General features: G+C 68.3%; 14 protein-coding genes. 5 read left to right on the forward strand and 9 right to left on the reverse strand.

The genetic code is table 11. The features are described 5' to 3' along the window. The first annotated feature begins 47 nt into the window (after positions 1 to 47). The 3 genes from L5G28_RS10735 to L5G28_RS10745 all read left to right on the forward strand — a co-directional run bounded on the left by L5G28_RS10735 (position 48) and on the right by L5G28_RS10745 (position 2,042). Positions 48 to 788, forward strand: coding sequence for a TVP38/TMEM64 family protein (locus L5G28_RS10735; RefSeq protein WP_237001538.1), 741 nt, complete (start codon positions 48 to 50; stop codon positions 786 to 788). Positions 789 to 894: 106 nt separating this feature from the next. Further along, entirely contained in the window at positions 895 to 1,476 is a 582-nt protein-coding gene (locus L5G28_RS10740; RefSeq protein WP_237001539.1) for a hypothetical protein, read from the forward strand. Next, the gene (locus L5G28_RS10745; protein WP_237001540.1) at positions 1,473 to 2,042 is read left to right on the forward strand and encodes a hypothetical protein; all 570 of its coding nucleotides are present in this window, start codon (positions 1,473 to 1,475) and stop codon (positions 2,040 to 2,042) included. Before L5G28_RS10740 ends, L5G28_RS10745 begins: the two co-directional genes overlap by 4 nt. A 49-nt stretch (positions 2,043 to 2,091) precedes the next feature. On the opposite strand, the gene L5G28_RS10750 is transcribed toward L5G28_RS10745, so the two are convergent. Continuing rightward, complete coding sequence (locus tag L5G28_RS10750) at positions 2,092 to 2,931, reverse strand: DUF3097 domain-containing protein (protein WP_236997183.1); 840 nt, start codon at positions 2,929 to 2,931, stop codon at positions 2,092 to 2,094. A gap of 87 nt (positions 2,932 to 3,018) precedes the next feature. Here L5G28_RS10750 and L5G28_RS10755 point away from each other — a divergent pair, with 87 nt between their 5' ends. Continuing rightward, positions 3,019 to 3,807 (forward strand): Rv1486c family protein, encoded by a 789-nt coding sequence (locus L5G28_RS10755; RefSeq protein WP_237001541.1) that lies wholly within the window; start codon positions 3,019 to 3,021, stop codon positions 3,805 to 3,807. Between the two features lie 25 nt (positions 3,808 to 3,832). Here L5G28_RS10755 and L5G28_RS10760 read toward each other — a convergent pair whose 3' ends face one another. From L5G28_RS10760 to L5G28_RS10795, 8 genes are all read right to left on the reverse strand, one after another. Further along, positions 3,833 to 4,903 carry a ferrochelatase gene (locus L5G28_RS10760; RefSeq protein ID WP_237001542.1) on the reverse strand — a complete coding sequence of 357 codons (1,071 nt, stop codon included), beginning with the start codon at positions 4,901 to 4,903 and terminating at the stop codon, positions 3,833 to 3,835. Position 4,904: 1 nt separating this feature from the next. After that, positions 4,905 to 5,738: an NADH-dependent enoyl-ACP reductase InhA gene (gene inhA / locus L5G28_RS10765; RefSeq protein WP_236997154.1), complete on the reverse strand. Its 834-nt coding sequence runs from the start codon at positions 5,736 to 5,738 to the stop codon at positions 4,905 to 4,907. A 46-nt stretch (positions 5,739 to 5,784) separates the two neighbouring features. Beyond that, positions 5,785 to 6,519, reverse strand: a complete 735-nt coding sequence (gene fabG1 / locus L5G28_RS10770) for a 3-oxoacyl-ACP reductase FabG1 (protein WP_236997155.1) — start codon at positions 6,517 to 6,519, stop codon at positions 5,785 to 5,787. 109 nt (positions 6,520 to 6,628) lie between these two features. Then, positions 6,629 to 7,621, reverse strand: a complete 993-nt coding sequence (locus tag L5G28_RS10775; protein ID WP_237001543.1) for a VWA domain-containing protein — start codon at positions 7,619 to 7,621, stop codon at positions 6,629 to 6,631. Continuing rightward, the gene (locus L5G28_RS10780; protein ID WP_237001544.1) at positions 7,618 to 8,559 is read right to left on the reverse strand and encodes a DUF58 domain-containing protein; all 942 of its coding nucleotides are present in this window, start codon (positions 8,557 to 8,559) and stop codon (positions 7,618 to 7,620) included. The genes L5G28_RS10775 and L5G28_RS10780 overlap by 4 nt, the downstream gene beginning before the upstream one ends. Further along, entirely contained in the window at positions 8,546 to 9,733 is a 1,188-nt protein-coding gene (locus tag L5G28_RS10785) for an AAA family ATPase (protein WP_237001545.1), read from the reverse strand. The genes L5G28_RS10780 and L5G28_RS10785 overlap by 14 nt, the downstream gene beginning before the upstream one ends. A gap of 146 nt (positions 9,734 to 9,879) precedes the next feature. After that, positions 9,880 to 11,373, reverse strand: a complete 1,494-nt coding sequence (locus L5G28_RS10790; protein ID WP_237001546.1) for an NlpC/P60 family protein — start codon at positions 11,371 to 11,373, stop codon at positions 9,880 to 9,882. Positions 11,374 to 11,608: 235 nt separating this feature from the next. Continuing rightward, the gene (locus L5G28_RS10795; RefSeq protein ID WP_237001547.1) at positions 11,609 to 12,241 is read right to left on the reverse strand and encodes an Rv1476 family membrane protein; all 633 of its coding nucleotides are present in this window, start codon (positions 12,239 to 12,241) and stop codon (positions 11,609 to 11,611) included. Positions 12,242 to 12,520: 279 nt separating this feature from the next. Between L5G28_RS10795 and acnA the strand changes: the two genes are divergently transcribed. Continuing rightward, complete coding sequence (gene acnA / locus L5G28_RS10800) at positions 12,521 to 15,319, forward strand: aconitate hydratase AcnA (RefSeq protein ID WP_237001548.1); 2,799 nt, start codon at positions 12,521 to 12,523, stop codon at positions 15,317 to 15,319. The last annotated feature ends 126 nt before the right edge of the window (positions 15,320 to 15,445 follow it).

Genomic DNA, 15,445 nt, shown 5'->3' on the forward strand with positions numbered 1-15,445 from the left:
CTCGGCCAGCACATCAGCCTGTGACCTTCATCGTAGGATGAGTGTCGATGCGCCCTGATGCACACGGCCGAGAAGGCTTGACCGAAGAAGCCGTCCCACTCGAAGGTGCGACGGGGCTCAACCCGCTCGACAAAGCGGCCACCGTCGGTCGCTCCCGAGCGACGCGCCGAGCGGTCATCGGACTGATCGGTGTGGTCGTGGTTCTCATCGGCGCCTATTTCGTCCCACTCCCGTCGATCAGCCTGGCGAGGGAATGGTCGGACAGCCTGGGGCCGTGGTTCGCGTGGGTCTTCTTCGGCGTGTACACGATCGCCTGCATCGCACCGCTCCCCCGCACCCCGTTCACGGTGGCGGCAGGCGTCCTGTTCGGGCCTGCGCTCGGCTTCGTCGGCTCGTTGACAGCCGCGACACTGGCCGCGGCCGTCGCGTTCGTGCTCGCCCGCAGGCTCGGCCGCGCCCGAGTCGCACCGCTGCTGGCCAAACCCGTGGTGGCGACGGTGGAGAGCCGACTCGAGCGACGCGGCTGGCTCGCGGTCGGCTCGCTGCGGCTGATCCCGGTGTGCCCGTTCGCGCTCGTCAATTACGTGTCCGGCCTGTCGGCGGTGCGCCCGGTCCCGTATCTCGTCGCGTCGGTGGTCGGCACCGCGCCGGGCACCGCAGCCGTCGTCTTCCTGGCCGACGCACTGACCGGGGAGACGCACCCGGCCATGGTGTTCGTCTCCGGCGGCCTGTTCGCCGTCGGGTTGGTCGGTCTGGTCATCGACGCCCGCATGCCTGTCAATGAGTGACCCTTGCCCGCAAGGAATCATGTCTATAGCCTTGATTAGGGCCATATCAAGCCAACAAGCCTGATCTACTGCCTCGCCTGATCTACTGCCCCGGAGGTGCAGAACCGTGTACGTGCTCACCGTCGACCAACGTGGAAGCAGAACCGATCGGGACCGGGTCCCCGACATCATCGACCGATACGCGACGGCCCACACCGTCCGCCCGTTCGATCGCACCGCAGGCGACGAAGTCCAAGCGGTGTTCGACGCCGCCGACGAGATCACGGCGATCGCCGTCGACCTCGCCGCCACCGACAACTGGAGCGTCGGCATCGGCGTCGGCACCGTGGACCTTCCACTGCCCGCCGCCACCCGCGCGGGCCGGGGCCGAGCGTTCGAGGCGGCGCGCGAAGCCGTCGAAGCCGCGAAACGCGATCGACGACGGATCCGGGTGGTCGGCTCGTCCGACTGGACCGTCCACGCTCAGACCGCGGCCGGCCTCCTCGTCGACGTCCTCGCGAACCGCTCCGAGGCCGGACGAGAAGCAGTCGCACTCATGCGTACCGGTATCACGCAGGCCACCGCGGCCGACCGGCTCGGCATCACCCCGCAAGCCATGTCGTCACGGCTCGCGACAGCAGGCTGGGACCTGCAGATTCCCGCCGAAGCCCTCCTCGCCCGGCTATTGACCGAGGCGGACGCACGATGATCCCCATCCCCCTGCTCGCCGTCGCGGTGATCATCTCGATCATCGGCAGCGTGCTGCGCAGCAGGCTCGTCGACGATCCGCGTGCCACCGATCGACAGGTGCTGGTGGCCGACGGCGTGACCGCTGTCGTCGTCACCGTCCTCCTCGCCGTCGCCGCGATCGGAGCGTGGATCGCCGACCCGGTGACCGGCGGCCCGTACGTCGCGGCCGCGGTGCTCACCGTCGTCGCCGCGGCGGCGACAGGCAGCAACGTCGTCCGCCTCGTCCTCGCCGCAGGCGGGATACCCACCCGCGCGGACAATCACGATGATCCGAGCGACGACGAGCCCGACCAGACCCCGCTGCGCGGCGGCCGGATCATCGGGGTGCTCGAACGCGCGAGTGTCGCCGCGTGCCTCCTCATGTCCTGGCCGGCCGGACTCGCGGTGATCCTGGCCGTCAAGAGCCTCGCCCGGTTCTCCGAACTGCGCGCGCCGCGCGCCAGCGAACAGTTCATTCTCGGCACCTTCGCCTCGGTGATGTGGGCGTGCGGCGTCGCCGGGATCGGCTGGTTGATCGCGATGTGACGCGCGTGAGCGTGACGGGCCCGCGCACGCGCCGCCACCGCGCCGGGCGTCACCGGTCGGCGTCGTCCGGACCGACGGTCACGAAGTCGATGAGTTCCTCCACGCTCCGCAGCAACGGGACCTCGAGGTCCCGGAAGCTGGACACGCCTGCCAGCACCCGGCGCCATCCGTCGCGGGGAGTCCCCCACCCGAGCTCGTCGCAGATCCCGGTCTTCCAGTCGATCCCCATCGGGATCTTCGGCCACGCGGTGATCTTGACCGACGCGGGCTTCACCGCTTCCCACACATCGATGTACGGGTGACCGCACACCAGGACGTTCTCCCCCACCTCGGCGGTCAGCTTCGCTTCCTTCGTGCCGGCGACGAGGTGGTCGACGAGCACTCCCGCTCGACGGTTCGACGCGGGTTCGAACTCGGCGAGCGCCTCGTCGAGGTTATCCAAGCCGTCGAGGCTCACCACCACGACGCCCTCGGCGCGGAGGTCGTCGCCCCACACCCGTTCGAGGAGTGTCGCGTCGTGGACGCCTTCCACGAAGATCCGGCTCGCACGAGCGGTCCGCGCACGCTGTTTGGGCAGAGCGCGTGACCCGGAGGCCGTCTGGATGCTCTGCGGCGCGTTGGGCCCGCGACCCTTCGGTCGGACGAGCGTCACGGGTTTTCCGTCGATGAGGAATGCGGCCGGGTACATGTGGAACACCCGGACCCGGCCGTGCCGGTCCTCCAAACGAACCATGTCGCCCGCATAGCTGCGTTCCATGCCGACGACTGCGCCACAGAATCCGGTGGCCAGGTCTTCGACGACGAGGTCGCGCTCCGCCGCGATCTCTGGGGCCTTCGGCTTGCTCCTGCGGGGTGAGGCCAGCACGTCGCGGCCGTAACGATCGTCCATCACGGTGCACAACCCTATGGCATGCGGACGACAGGGGGCATGAGGACGGTCAGGCCGGTGCGACTCTCCGCGTATCGTGGACAGGCGATGAGCACTCCCGAAATCACCATGATGCGCGCCTGGCCGACGGCGACTCTCGCCGTGTGGGCCGCCGCGCGCGACGCGCACCGCTGCGCGCCGGACGACGTGCTGCACACGCTGCACGACTTCGCGCAAGCCCACGAACTCGACGGCGTCGACGAATCCGGGGACGCGCTCGCCGTGCTCGACGCCGTCGCGGGCAATGCGCATCTCGCGGTCCGCCTGCCGGCCCCCGGCGACGCTCAGGGGCTGCCGCCCGACCCGATCACCGACGCCGCGATGGCTGCGGGCGAAGTTCTCCTGATCGACCCCCGTCCCCGCACGGCGGCGGGGCCGGTGGACGCGCTGGCGTTGATCGCCCGCGGCACGCCCGAACGCTGCCGGTGGACGCTGCTGCGATCACGGACGCCGATCGCCGTCGACCGGCTGTCCGCCGACCTCCCGCTCGGCGACCTCGAGTACCAGTTGCGCGAGGCGGTCAGCGAGGCCGCACAGATCATCGCGGGACTGTCGGGCATGCGGTCGTCCTCACCTGCCGACCTCCGGGACGCACTGGCCGCGATGACGCAGGCACGTCGCGTCGACCTCCCACCGCACGACAACCCCCGGGTCGACCGCGTGCTCGCGTCGGCCGCACAGATCGACGCGATCGTCGCGTTGGCGGGGACGTCGTCGATCGGTGTCACCGGTGTGCAGCACGATCTCGCCGACGATCGGTTCCGCGCGCTGACCGCGCTCACTCGCACGGCACGCACGGCCGCGATCAACACGTGCATCGTCGACTATCGACGGTGAACGGCCGTACCCCGAACAGCCGGGCCTAGCCGGACCGCGCGGGTCGCTTCACCGGGACGCAGCAGTCGGGTCGACAGATCCGGCCGTCGTCGCCGCACCCCATCGCGCTGATGTCGCCGCCGCCGTCGGCGTACCGTTCGACGATGTCGGCGACCAACGAGACGAACCGCGCCGATGTGCCGACGGTCGGGACACGGACGTACTCCATGCCGAGTTCGGCGGCCAACTCGGCGCCTTCGGTGTCGAGATCCCACACCACTTCGAGATGGTCGGACACGAAACCGACCGGGCACACCACCACGCGAGACACACCGTCGGACGACAGCGCGCGCAGATGGTCACAGATGTCCGGAGCGAGCCACGGGATCTGGGGCGGGCCCGACCGGGACTGCCAGACCACGTCGAACTCGGTGACACCGACCAGACCCGCGACGGCGGCCGACGCGTCGGACACCTGCCGCGAGTACAGCCGACCGCCGTCGGCGGCAGGGCCCGCCGCTCGGTCGGCGGACTCCGGTATCGAGTGCGCCGTGAACACCAGCCGCGGCGGCGGACCGTCCGGGAACCGGTTCAATCCCTCCCGCACCGCGTCGGCGACGGCGCCGCGGAACTCCGGCTCGTCACAGAACTGCGGCAGCTTGCGGAGCACGACGTCGCGGCCGACGCCGGCGTCGGCGATCGCGCCCGCGATGTCCTCGTGGTACTGCCTGCACCCGGAGTATCCGCCCCACGCCGACGTCGGGAACACCAGGATTCGACGGTGCCCGTCGTCGACCATCGACGACACCGTGTCCGCCGCCAGCGGATGCCAGTTGCGGTTGCCGAAATAGATCGGCAACGCCGACCGCCCACGCCCGTCGAGTTCACCCCTGAGCGCGCCGATCATGTCGAGATTCAACCGGTTGATCGGCGACACCCCGCCGAAGTGCAGGTAGTGCTGCACCACGTCGTCGAGACGTTCCGGCGGAACGCCGCGACCTCGCGTCACGTTCTCCAGGAACGGGCGCACGTCCTCGGGCTTGTCGGGACCGCCGAAGGAGAGGAAGAGCAGCGCGTCGAACGGCTCGTCGGCCGGTCGAACCTCTGACGCGGTCATGTCAGTTCAGGAAGTCGTCCGGGAACCAGGTGTTGTGGCTCGCGCCGCCGTCGACGTAGACGATCGAACCGGTCGTCGCGGGCAGGAAGTCCGAGAGCAGCGTGCACACGCTGGTGCCGACCACGCCCGGATCGTCGACGTTCCAGCCGATCGGCGACGCACCGTCCCAGTACTTGTTCAACATGTTCAGCTTCTTGGCGTCGTCGGTCGCCGTACCCGAGATGGCTTTCGCGGCAAGGGTCTTGATCGGTCCCGCCGCCACGAGGTTGGAGCGGATCCGCTTGGCTTCGCCGACCTCGCGGGCGACGTACCGGTTCACCGACTCGAGGGCTGCCTTGGCGACGCCCATCCAGTTGTAGTCGGGCAGCGCGGTGCGCGGATCGAAGTCCATGCCGACGATGGAGCCGCCCTCGTTCATCACGGGCAGCGCCGCCCGTGCGAGCGATGCGTAGCTCCACGCCGAGATCTCGAACGACCGTGCGACGTCGGGGCCGGGGCCCTCCAGGAACGGCACCGCGTCCGGACCCATCAGCGTCTTCGGCGCGAACGCGATCGAGTGAACGACGCCGTCGACGCCCTGCGGGGCGATCGCCCGGACCGCGTCGGCGAGGGCGCCGAGGCTCTCCTCATCGGTGACGTCGAGCGGAATCGCGGGCGGCACCTCCTGCGGCAGACGCTTGGCGATGCGGTCGATGAGTCGCAGACGCTCGGGGATCCCGGTGATGATCACCGTCGCCCCCTGCTCCTGCGCGACCCGCGCGGTGTGGAACGCGATCGACGCGTCGGTGATGATGCCGGTGACGAGGATCGTCTTTCCGTCGAGAATGCCGGTCACGAGATGCTCCTACTCGAGGTGTTGGGGAGGTCGGACGGGTGCGGGCTCAGTGGCCCATGCCCATGCCGCCGTCGACGGGCAGGACCGCCCCGCTGATGTACCCGCCCTGGTCGGAGGCGAGGAAGCTGATGGCAGCCGCGACGTCTTCGGGCTTGCCGGTCCGGCCGAGCGGAATGGCCTGCTTGGCCATCTCGACGTAGCGGTCCTCCATCGCAGCGGTCATGTCCGTCTCGATGAAGCCCGGAGCCACCACATTCGCGGTGATGTTGCGCGACCCGAGTTCACGCGCGATCGACCGGGCCAGACCGATGAGACCGGCCTTCGACGCCGCGTAGTTCGCCTGCCCGGGGATGCCGGACGTCGCGACGACCGACCCGAGGAAGATCATGCGCCCGAACTTGGCCCGCTGCATGCCCTTGGTCGCGACTTTCGCGCAGCGGAAGGCTCCGGTCAGGTTGGTGTCGACGACCTTGGTGAAACTCTCCTCGGAGAGACGCATCAGCAGCATGTTCTCGTCGATGCCCGCGTTGGCGACCAGCACCTCGACGGGCCCCTGGTGCTCGGCGACCTCGGCGAACGCGCGCTCGACCGATGCGGTGTCGGTCACGTCGCACTGCACACCGAACAGGCCGTCGGGCGCGCCCGAGCCGCGGTGGGTCACCGCGACCTTGTGTCCGTCGGCCGCGAGCCGGCGAGCGGCAGCCAATCCGATACCGCGGTTGCCGCCGGTCACGAGGACCGAACGCGGCGTCTGTTCGGGGGTCTGTGTGGTCTCTGCCATGGTTGATCAACCTATCTCAGGGAGGACGCGACTGCGAACGCGGTCTGGGTCCAGGGCCCTCTGGGTCTGCTGGGTCTGCTGGGTCTGCTGGGTCTACGGAAGTCTGGGTCTACGGAAGTCTGCGGTTGAGTAGCAAGCCGGCGACCGCGCCCAGCAGAACGATCAACGTTCCGGCCAACAACCACGGACGCGAATTGTCTCCTCGCTGTTTCTCGTAGCCGATCTGCTTCTGCAATGTGTCGTAGACCTTGTTCAGCTCGTCGAGACTCGACGCGGTGAAGAAGTCGCCGCCGGACAGGTTTGCGATGGTCCGCAACGACTCGTCGTCCACCGGGACGCCGACCCGTTCGGTCCCGCCGCCCGGCGCTTCGATGTCGACGGTGCCGTGCAACGTGCCGAACGAGATCGTCGACACCGGGATCTCCTCTTCCTTCGCCTTGCGGGCCGCGGTGAACCCGCCCCGCGGATCGTCCGGACTCTGCGGGACGGTCTGCTTGCCGTCCGAGAGCAGCACGATCCGTGCGGGTGGAGCAGCCTCGTCGCCGCCCAACGCCGCATTCAGCGTCTGGATCAGTTGTAGACCCGCGAAGATGCCTTCACCGGTCGCGGTCTTCTCGGCGAGCTTCAAGTTGTCGAGTGCGGACTTCGTCGCCTCGTGATCGGGTGTCGGCGAGACCAGGGTCGACGCGGTGCCCGCGAACGAGACCAGGCCCAGGTTGATTCCGTCGGTCAGATCGTCGGCGAACCGTTTGCCCGCGGCCTGTGCGGCCTGCAGCCGCGACGGTGCGACGTCTGTCGCCTTCATCGACTGCGAGACGTCGACCACCAGCACGACGGTCGCGCGGTTGCGTGCCACATCGCGTTCGGCGATCGGGCCCGCGAGTGCGATCGTCAACAGCAGCAGCCCGACGGCCAGGATCGCGAACGGGACATGCCGGAACCTGTCGACTTTCCCGGGCGTCACCGATTTGAGGACGTCCATGTTCGAGAACGCGAGCGCTCGAGCCTTGCGCTTGCGCAGCACGTACACGTACACGCCGACCAGTGCGACGACCAGCAGGATCGACAGCAGCCACCACGGGTGCGCGAACCATTCGCTCATCGGGCGACCCCCGCCGCCATGCCGCGCCGCCGCTCGCCGACGAACCGGACCGTGTCGGAGATCCAGTCGCGGTCGGTGCGCAGCGACATCACTGGGCCTCCGCTGCCGCGGAACGCCCGATGGACCTCGGCGCGATGAGCGCTGGCGGCTGCGGCGAAGTCGGTGCGTAGCTGCGGCGTCGCGTCGACGTCGAGCAGCTCACCGGTCTCCGCGTCACGCAACGTCAGTTGGCCGACGTCGGGGATCTCCATGTCTCGCGGATCGAGCACCTCGACACCTAGGAGTTCGTGGTGGGCGCCGATGGCGCGCAGCGAACGAGTCCAGTCGAGCGGCCCGAGGAAATCGCTGACGACCACCGCGAGACCGCGTCGACGCAGCGGTCTGCGCAGCGCTTCGAGGCCCGCATCGAGATCGCCGCGCACCCCCGGCGCACTTCGTTCGGTGGTGGCGACCGCCTTGAGGAGCTCACGATCGTGGGCCCGCCCCGCTCGCGCCGGGATCCGGACGATGTCGTCCCCGGTCACGATGACGGCCCCGTGCCGGTTCCCACCGCCCGCGGTCAGGTGCACGATCGCCGCGCACGCCGCGACCGCGAGATCGCGTTTGGTCCGGTCGCCCGAACCGAAGTCGAGGCTCGCCGAGGCGTCGACGACGAACCAGGTCTCGAGTTCACGGTCGGCGATCATCTGCCGCACGTGCGGGGTCGACGTGCGCGCCGTGACCGACCACTCCATCCGCCGAATGTCGTCGCCCGGCTGGTAGGGGCGGGCCTCGCCCGGCTCTGATCCCGGACCAGGGATGAGCCCGAGATGCTCGCCCTGCAGCACGCCGTCGAGCTTGCGGCGCACCGTCAGTTCCAGCGACTTGAGCGCTGCGGTCAGCTGTGGATCGTTGAGCGTCCCCTCATGGAACGACGGGTAGCCGCTAGCGCCCGGCATGGCCCTGCTGATCCGGACCGCTTGTCTGCGGTGCCTGCTGGGCCTGCTGCGGCTGGGCCTGAGGTGCTTGGGCCTGAGGTGCTTGGGCCTGTGGTGCTTGGGCCTGTGGCGCTTGTGGTGCTTGGGGTGCTTGTGCCTGGGCCACCTGAGCCGACACCGGTACCTGCGCGACCGGTGTCGCACTGACCTGAGGCAGGCCGACCGTCTGCAGGATCCGGGTGATGATGTGCTCGGCGGTGACTTCGTCGGCGAGTGCGTCGTAGCTGAGAACCAGACGGTGCCGGAGCACGTCGGGAATCACCTCGACGACGTCCTGCGGGGTCACGTAGTCGCGCCCGTTGATCAATGCGAGCGCGCGGGCCGCGGCCACGATGCCGAGCGTGGCACGCGGGGACGCACCGTACGCCAGCCACTGACGGACGTCGGTGAGGCCGACCTCCTCAGGCCGACGTGTGGCGTTGATGACGCGGACCACGTAATCGATGAGCGCATGGTGGACGAACACATTCGCGGCCTTCGCCTGCAGGCGCAACGTGGTCTCCGGGTCGAGGATCGGCGACGCCGACGGCGGCGTGTTGCCCATCCGGTACACGATCTCGCGTTCCTCTTCGACGCTCGGGTAGTCGACGAGAACCTTGAACAGGAAGCGGTCGCGCTGCGCTTCGGGAAGCGGGTAGACGCCTTCGTTCTCGATCGGGTTCTGGGTCGCCATCACCAGGAACGGCTCGGGCATCGGGTACGTCGTGCCGCCGATGGACACGTGCCGTTCGGCCATGACCTCCAGGAGCGCCGACTGCACCTTGGCCGGAGCGCGGTTGATCTCGTCTGCGAGCAGGAAGTTCGCGACCACCGGACCGAGTTCGGTGTCGAACTCTTCCCGGCCCTGACGGTAGATGCGGGTGCCGATCAGGTCGGTGGGCACGAGGTCCGGCGTGAACTGGACGCGCGAGAAGCTTCCGCCGATGACCGTCGCGAACGTCTCGACGGCGAGGGTCTTCGCGACGCCCGGGACACCCTCCAGCAGGATGTGCCCCTTGGCGAGGAGTCCGACCAGGATCCGCTCGACGAGTTTGTCTTGTCCGACGATCACGCGCTTGACCTCGTACATCGCGCGTTCGAGTACCTTCGAGTCCTCGGCCGTGAGTGCCAGGTCCGGACTGTCCGTTGAAGTCAAGCGTTCGCTCCTGAAGATCGACGTGCGTGGTTCTGCAGACCACAGTAGCGCCTCGGCCGGTGGTGTCCGCCGCTCCACACGCGCAGAGCATCGTTCACGGCGCCGACGGACCGCCGAGCCCACGCGGGCCCGGCGAGCAGCTTGTCTCAGAGGAGGCGGACGACGTTCGGCATGGCGCCGGCGGTCCGGACGGGCGAGATCTTCACGACGTCGCCCGACTGCGGCGCTTCGAGCATGGTCCCGTCGCCGAGGATGAGGGCGACGTGTTGGCTCGCGTTCGGGCCGTAGAAGATCATGTCGCCGCGCCGCATCTGCGACAGCGGGACCTGAGGTCCGGACGTGTACTGGTAGCCGGTGTAGTGCGGCAGATCGATGCCGACGCCCGCGAAGCCGTAGATCATCAGGCCGGAGCAGTCGAACCCGACTTTCTGGTAGTCGCCGTAGCTGTCGGCGACACCACCGTCACGGATGCCGAGGGTCGGGCCGTTGGCGTCGCCGCCACCCCACGCGTAGGTGACGCCGAGCTGGGACTTCATCCGGTCGACGACGAGGTTGATCGCCTGTTCGCCGCGCAGCCCGGGCCGAACTTGGCCGGGCGTGCCGCCCTGTCCGCCGAACAGTGAACCGAGGGAGCCGTTGCCGAGGCGGGTGAACGTGTTGTTGTCGCCCTCCTCGAAGGGGCTGGTTCCGCCGATGCCGAGTTCGTCGAGCAGCTCCGAATGCGGGATCTGTTGATTGCCGACGAGGCTCGCCAGCAAAGCCTGTCCGGTGTCGGTCGCGAGGCGCGCTGCCGCCTGGGCGGCCTGTGCCATCGCGTCGTCGCCCTCGACCGGCTTGCTCGGGATCGCGTCGACGGCGCGGCCGAGTCCGTCGGTCACCTCTTTGGGGACGCCCGGCACGGCAGGCCGCTTCGGAGCGGCCGTCGTCGTCTTCGACGTCGGCTTGCCGCGCAGCGCGGCCAGGCGCGTGGCGAGCGAATCGCGTTCGTGCGCGAGTTCCACGCGCTGCTCTTGCTGATCGCGGACGGCCGACTGCGCAGCCTTGTACGCGCTGACGGCGTCGTCACGGCGGGCCGACGCGTCGGCGGCCGCGGCGACAGTCTGCTTCTTGGTGACCTCGGTCGCCGCGACTCGGTTGGCCTGCTGATTCCGCGCGACCTGGAGCCGACGGATCACGCTTTGCTGCTGGCGGGTCACCTGGTCGACGGCAGTCATCTGCTCGAGGATCTTCTCGGGATCGTCCGATGCGACGTACTTGGTCATGGCGCCCTGACCGTTGCCTTGGCGGTACACGCTCCGTACGAACGCATCGAATTCACGTTGTGCGCGCTCCACTTCGCCGCTGACCTCCTCCAACGACGACTTGGCGCCCCTATTCGCCTCGACGGCGAGTTGTCGGGCGGCGACCGCGTTCTGGAAGTCGACGAGCGACTTGTTCACCGTCTCCTGCTTGGCGGCGACGGCGTCGGCGAGTTCGGTCAGGTTCTGGTCGACGTCGGCGATCTGGTTGATCAGCGCGGCGACCGGATTCGACTTCGTCGGTTCAGCGACCGCCGGACCGGCAGCGAGAAGGGTGGCGAGCGCGAACGCTCCCACCACGCTTCCTCGTCTGGTCCACCGCGTGCCCGCATCAGCTCGCATCTACCGTGCACTCCCTTAACAATCGTCCCCCGCACACCACAAGTGTCCCCTGCACCGTACGTCACATGAGCACCACTGAAAACTGGCTCCAGAGAATTACAAAGGCGTGATTACCTGCGGGAACACGGGTGAGCAGCAGAAAGGGGAACGGCCGATCCGGTCGTCACAGTTAGATAACACACAGGCCCGCCGGGGCGAGCGACTGCGACTCGGGCGAACGGCGGGCGGCCGGGGGTCAGCGCGGGGCGTCGGCGTCCGAGCCGGAAGTGTTTGCCGCGCCTGCGCCTGCGTCAGCGTCGAGTTCGGCGTCGTCGGACGACGGCTCGATCTCGTCGGCCGTCGTTGTGGTGGCCGCGCCTCGACGGCTCAGCAGCCGCGCCGCGACCGCGCCGACGATGACCACGACGATGAGCGCGATGGTGGCCAACGTCCAGTCGACGTTGGGTTCGGTGGCCTTCTCGTAGATCTCACGCGCGGCCTGCGGGACGGGCGCGCCCGTGCTCTTCTCCGCCGTCGCGTCCTCGATCTCGACGCGGCTGAAGTCGGTGGAGCTGGTGCCGATGCCACCCGGGCCGAAGACCAGGACGGTGCCACCGGTGGAGCTCTGCAGTTGGTGCGCGATGTCGCGATAGACGGTGAACGGCACGTAATTCTTGTCGGTGACCAGGATGAACAGGTCGTGCCCTTCGGACTCGGCCTCCTTGACCAGTGCCGTCAGTTCCGGAACCTGATCGGCCGGTGCCGAGACACCCGTCGCCTCCAGTTGCTTCGTGATCGCGGCGATGTCCAGATCGGCCCACGCGTCAGCGGGGCGTCCACCGACCGGGTCGGGAGCGGCGACGGTGAACACGACCGGCTGCGGACTCATGCGCGGGCTTCCTCATCTCAGAACATGCCCGTCTCGGGGCATGGGGCGAACAACTGCCGCGTTGACAATACGGCAGGGATCATACGGCCACGACTGCGACGCATCTCACCCGCAGGTGAATTCGGCGCGTCGACTCCCGGTTCCGTGCAAACCAGTACGTTTGTACTGCTAGGATGGGAGCCGTAGCGACACGGCAGAGACCCGGCCGTCCTCGCGACACTTCACAAACTTCCGGGGACGCAGCCCGTCGCCGGTCAGCCCGAACAGAGTGGAGCACACATGAGCATCAATTCATTTGGAGCCCGCGGCACGCTTGAGGTCGGTGAGAACTCGTACGAGATCTACCGTCTCAACGCAGTTCCCGGCACCGAGAAGCTGCCGTACGCGCTGAAGGTTCTCGCCGAGAACCTCCTGCGCACCGAGGACGGCGCCAACATCACGACCGAGCACATCAACGCACTCGCCAACTGGGACCCGAGCGCCGATCCGAGCATCGAGATCCAGTTCACCCCGGCCCGCGTCCTCATGCAGGACTTCACCGGTGTGCCCTGCGTCGTGGACCTCGCCACCATGCGTGAGGCGATCACCGCCCTCGGCGGGGACCCGAATAAGGTGAACCCGCTGTCCCCTGCCGAGATGGTCATCGACCACTCCGTGATCCTCGACGTGTTCGGCACCGCCAACGCGTTCGAGAAGAACGTCGAGTTGGAGTACCAGCGCAATGGCGAGCGCTACCAGTTCCTGCGCTGGGGCCAGGGCGCGTTCGACGACTTCAAGGTCGTCCCCCCGGGCACCGGCATCGTCCACCAGGTCAACATCGAGTACCTGGCCCGTTCGATCATGGTCCGTGACGGCAAGGCCTACCCGGACACCTGCGTCGGCACCGACTCGCACACCACGATGGAGAACGGCCTCGGCGTCCTCGGCTGGGGCGTCGGCGGCATCGAGGCCGAGGCCGCGATGCTCGGCCAGCCGGTCTCGATGCTCATTCCGCGCGTCGTCGGCTTCAAGCTGACCGGCGAGATCAAGCCGGGCGTCACCGCGACCGACGTCGTCCTGACCGTCACCGACATGCTGCGTCAGCACGGTGTGGTCGGCAAGTTCGTCGAGTTCTACGGCAAGGGCGTCGCCGAGGTGCCGCTGGCCAACCGCGCCACCCTGGGCAACATGAGCCCCGAGTTCGGTTCGACGTGCGCGATCTTCCCGATCGACGAGGAGACCATCAACTACCTGCGTCTGACCGGCCGCGACGACGAGCAGCTCGCGCTGGTCGAGGCGTACGCCAAGGAACAGGGCATGTGGCACGACGCGGACCGCGAGCCCGCGTACTCGGAGTACCTCGAACTCGACCTGGGCAGCGTCGTCCCGTCGATCGCAGGCCCGAAGCGCCCGCAGGACCGCATCCTGCTGTCCGAGTCGAAGATCGCCTTCCGCAAGGACATCCACAATTACGTGGAAGAGGGCAACACCGCCGAGCACACCCAGCTCGACGAGGCCGTCGAAGAGTCGTTCCCGGCGTCTGACCCGGCAGCCCTCTCGTTCGCCGACGACGGCGCAGTGGACGTCCGCTCGGCGGCCAACGGTGCCGAGGGACGCCCGTCCAAGCCGATCAAGGTCACCACGGCCGAGCACGGCGAGTTCATCCTCGACCACGGAGCCGTCGCGGTCGCGGGCATCACCTCGTGCACCAACACCTCGAACCCGTCTGTCATGATCGGCGCTGGCCTGCTCGCTCGCAACGCCGTCGACAAGGGCCTCACCTCGAAGCCGTGGGTCAAGACCAACATGGCTCCGGGCTCGCAGGTCGTCACCGACTACTACGAGAAGGCCGGCCTGTGGCCGTACCTGGAGAAGCTCGGCTTCTACCTCGGCGGTTACGGCTGCACCACCTGCATCGGCAACACCGGCCCCCTGCCGGAGGAGATCAGCGCCGCGGTCAACGACAACGACCTGAGCGTGACCGCTGTGCTCTCGGGCAACCGCAACTTCGAGGGCCGCATCTCACCCGACGTCAAGATGAACTACCTGGCGTCGCCGCCGCTGGTGATCGCGTACGCCCTGGCAGGCACGATGGACTTCGACTTCGAGTCGCAGGCCCTCGGCCAGGACACCGACGGCAACGACGTCTTCCTCAAGGACATCTGGCCGTCGGCGCAGGAGATCGACGACACCATCAAGAACGCGATCAGCCAGGACATGTTCCGCAACTCCTACCGGGACGTGTTCGCCGGTGACGAGCGCTGGCAGGGTCTGAGCACCCCGGAGGGCGACACCTTCGAGTGGGACGATAAGTCGACCTACGTCCGCAAGGCTCCGTACTTCGACGGTATGACGATCGACCCGGAGCCCGTCGCCGACATCGCGGGCGCTCGCGTCCTCGCACTGCTCGGCGACTCGGTCACCACCGACCACATCAGCCCGGCCGGTCCGATCAAGCCCGGCACCCCGGCCGCGCAGTACCTGGACGCGAACGGCGTCGCACGCAAGGACTACAACTCGCTGGGCAGCCGTCGCGGCAACCACGAGGTCATGATCCGCGGCACGTTCGCGAACATCCGTCTGCAGAACCAGCTGCTCGACGGTGTCTCGGGCGGCTACACGCGCGACTTCACGCAGGAGGGCGGCCCGCAGTCGTTCATCTACGACGCGTCGGTCAACTACAAGGAAGCCGGCATCCCGCTGGTCGTCCTGGGCGGCAAGGAGTACGGTTCGGGCTCCTCGCGTGACTGGGCGGCGAAGGGCACCGTCCTGTTGGGCGTCAAGGCCGTCATCACCGAGTCGTTCGAGCGCATCCACCGCTCCAACCTCATCGGCATGGGCGTCGTCCCGCTGCAGTTCCCGGCGGGCGAGTCGGCCAAGACTCTCGGCCTGGACGGCACCGAGGTGTTCGACATCGAGGGCATCACCGCGCTCAACGAAGGTGTCACCCCGAAGACGCTGAAGGTCACCGCGACGCGGGAGAACGGCGAGAAGGTCGAGTTCGACGCGGTCGTGCGCATCGACACGCCCGGCGAGGCCGACTACTACCGCAACGGTGGCATCCTGCAGTACGTCCTGCGGAACATGATCAAGAGCTGACCGGGCGAGTGCAACGACGGGAGTTGTAACCGATGCCACGGGTCAGCGATGACCGGCTGGCCGCGGGGGGGGGGGGGGGGCCCCCCGGCGCGGCCCGCCGGGCACGCCGAAAACGGAGCGGTGGCG

The sequence above is a fragment of the Gordonia liuliyuniae genome, from assembly GCF_021739025.1.
Taxonomy (GTDB): Bacteria; Actinomycetota; Actinomycetes; order Mycobacteriales; family Mycobacteriaceae; genus Gordonia; species Gordonia liuliyuniae.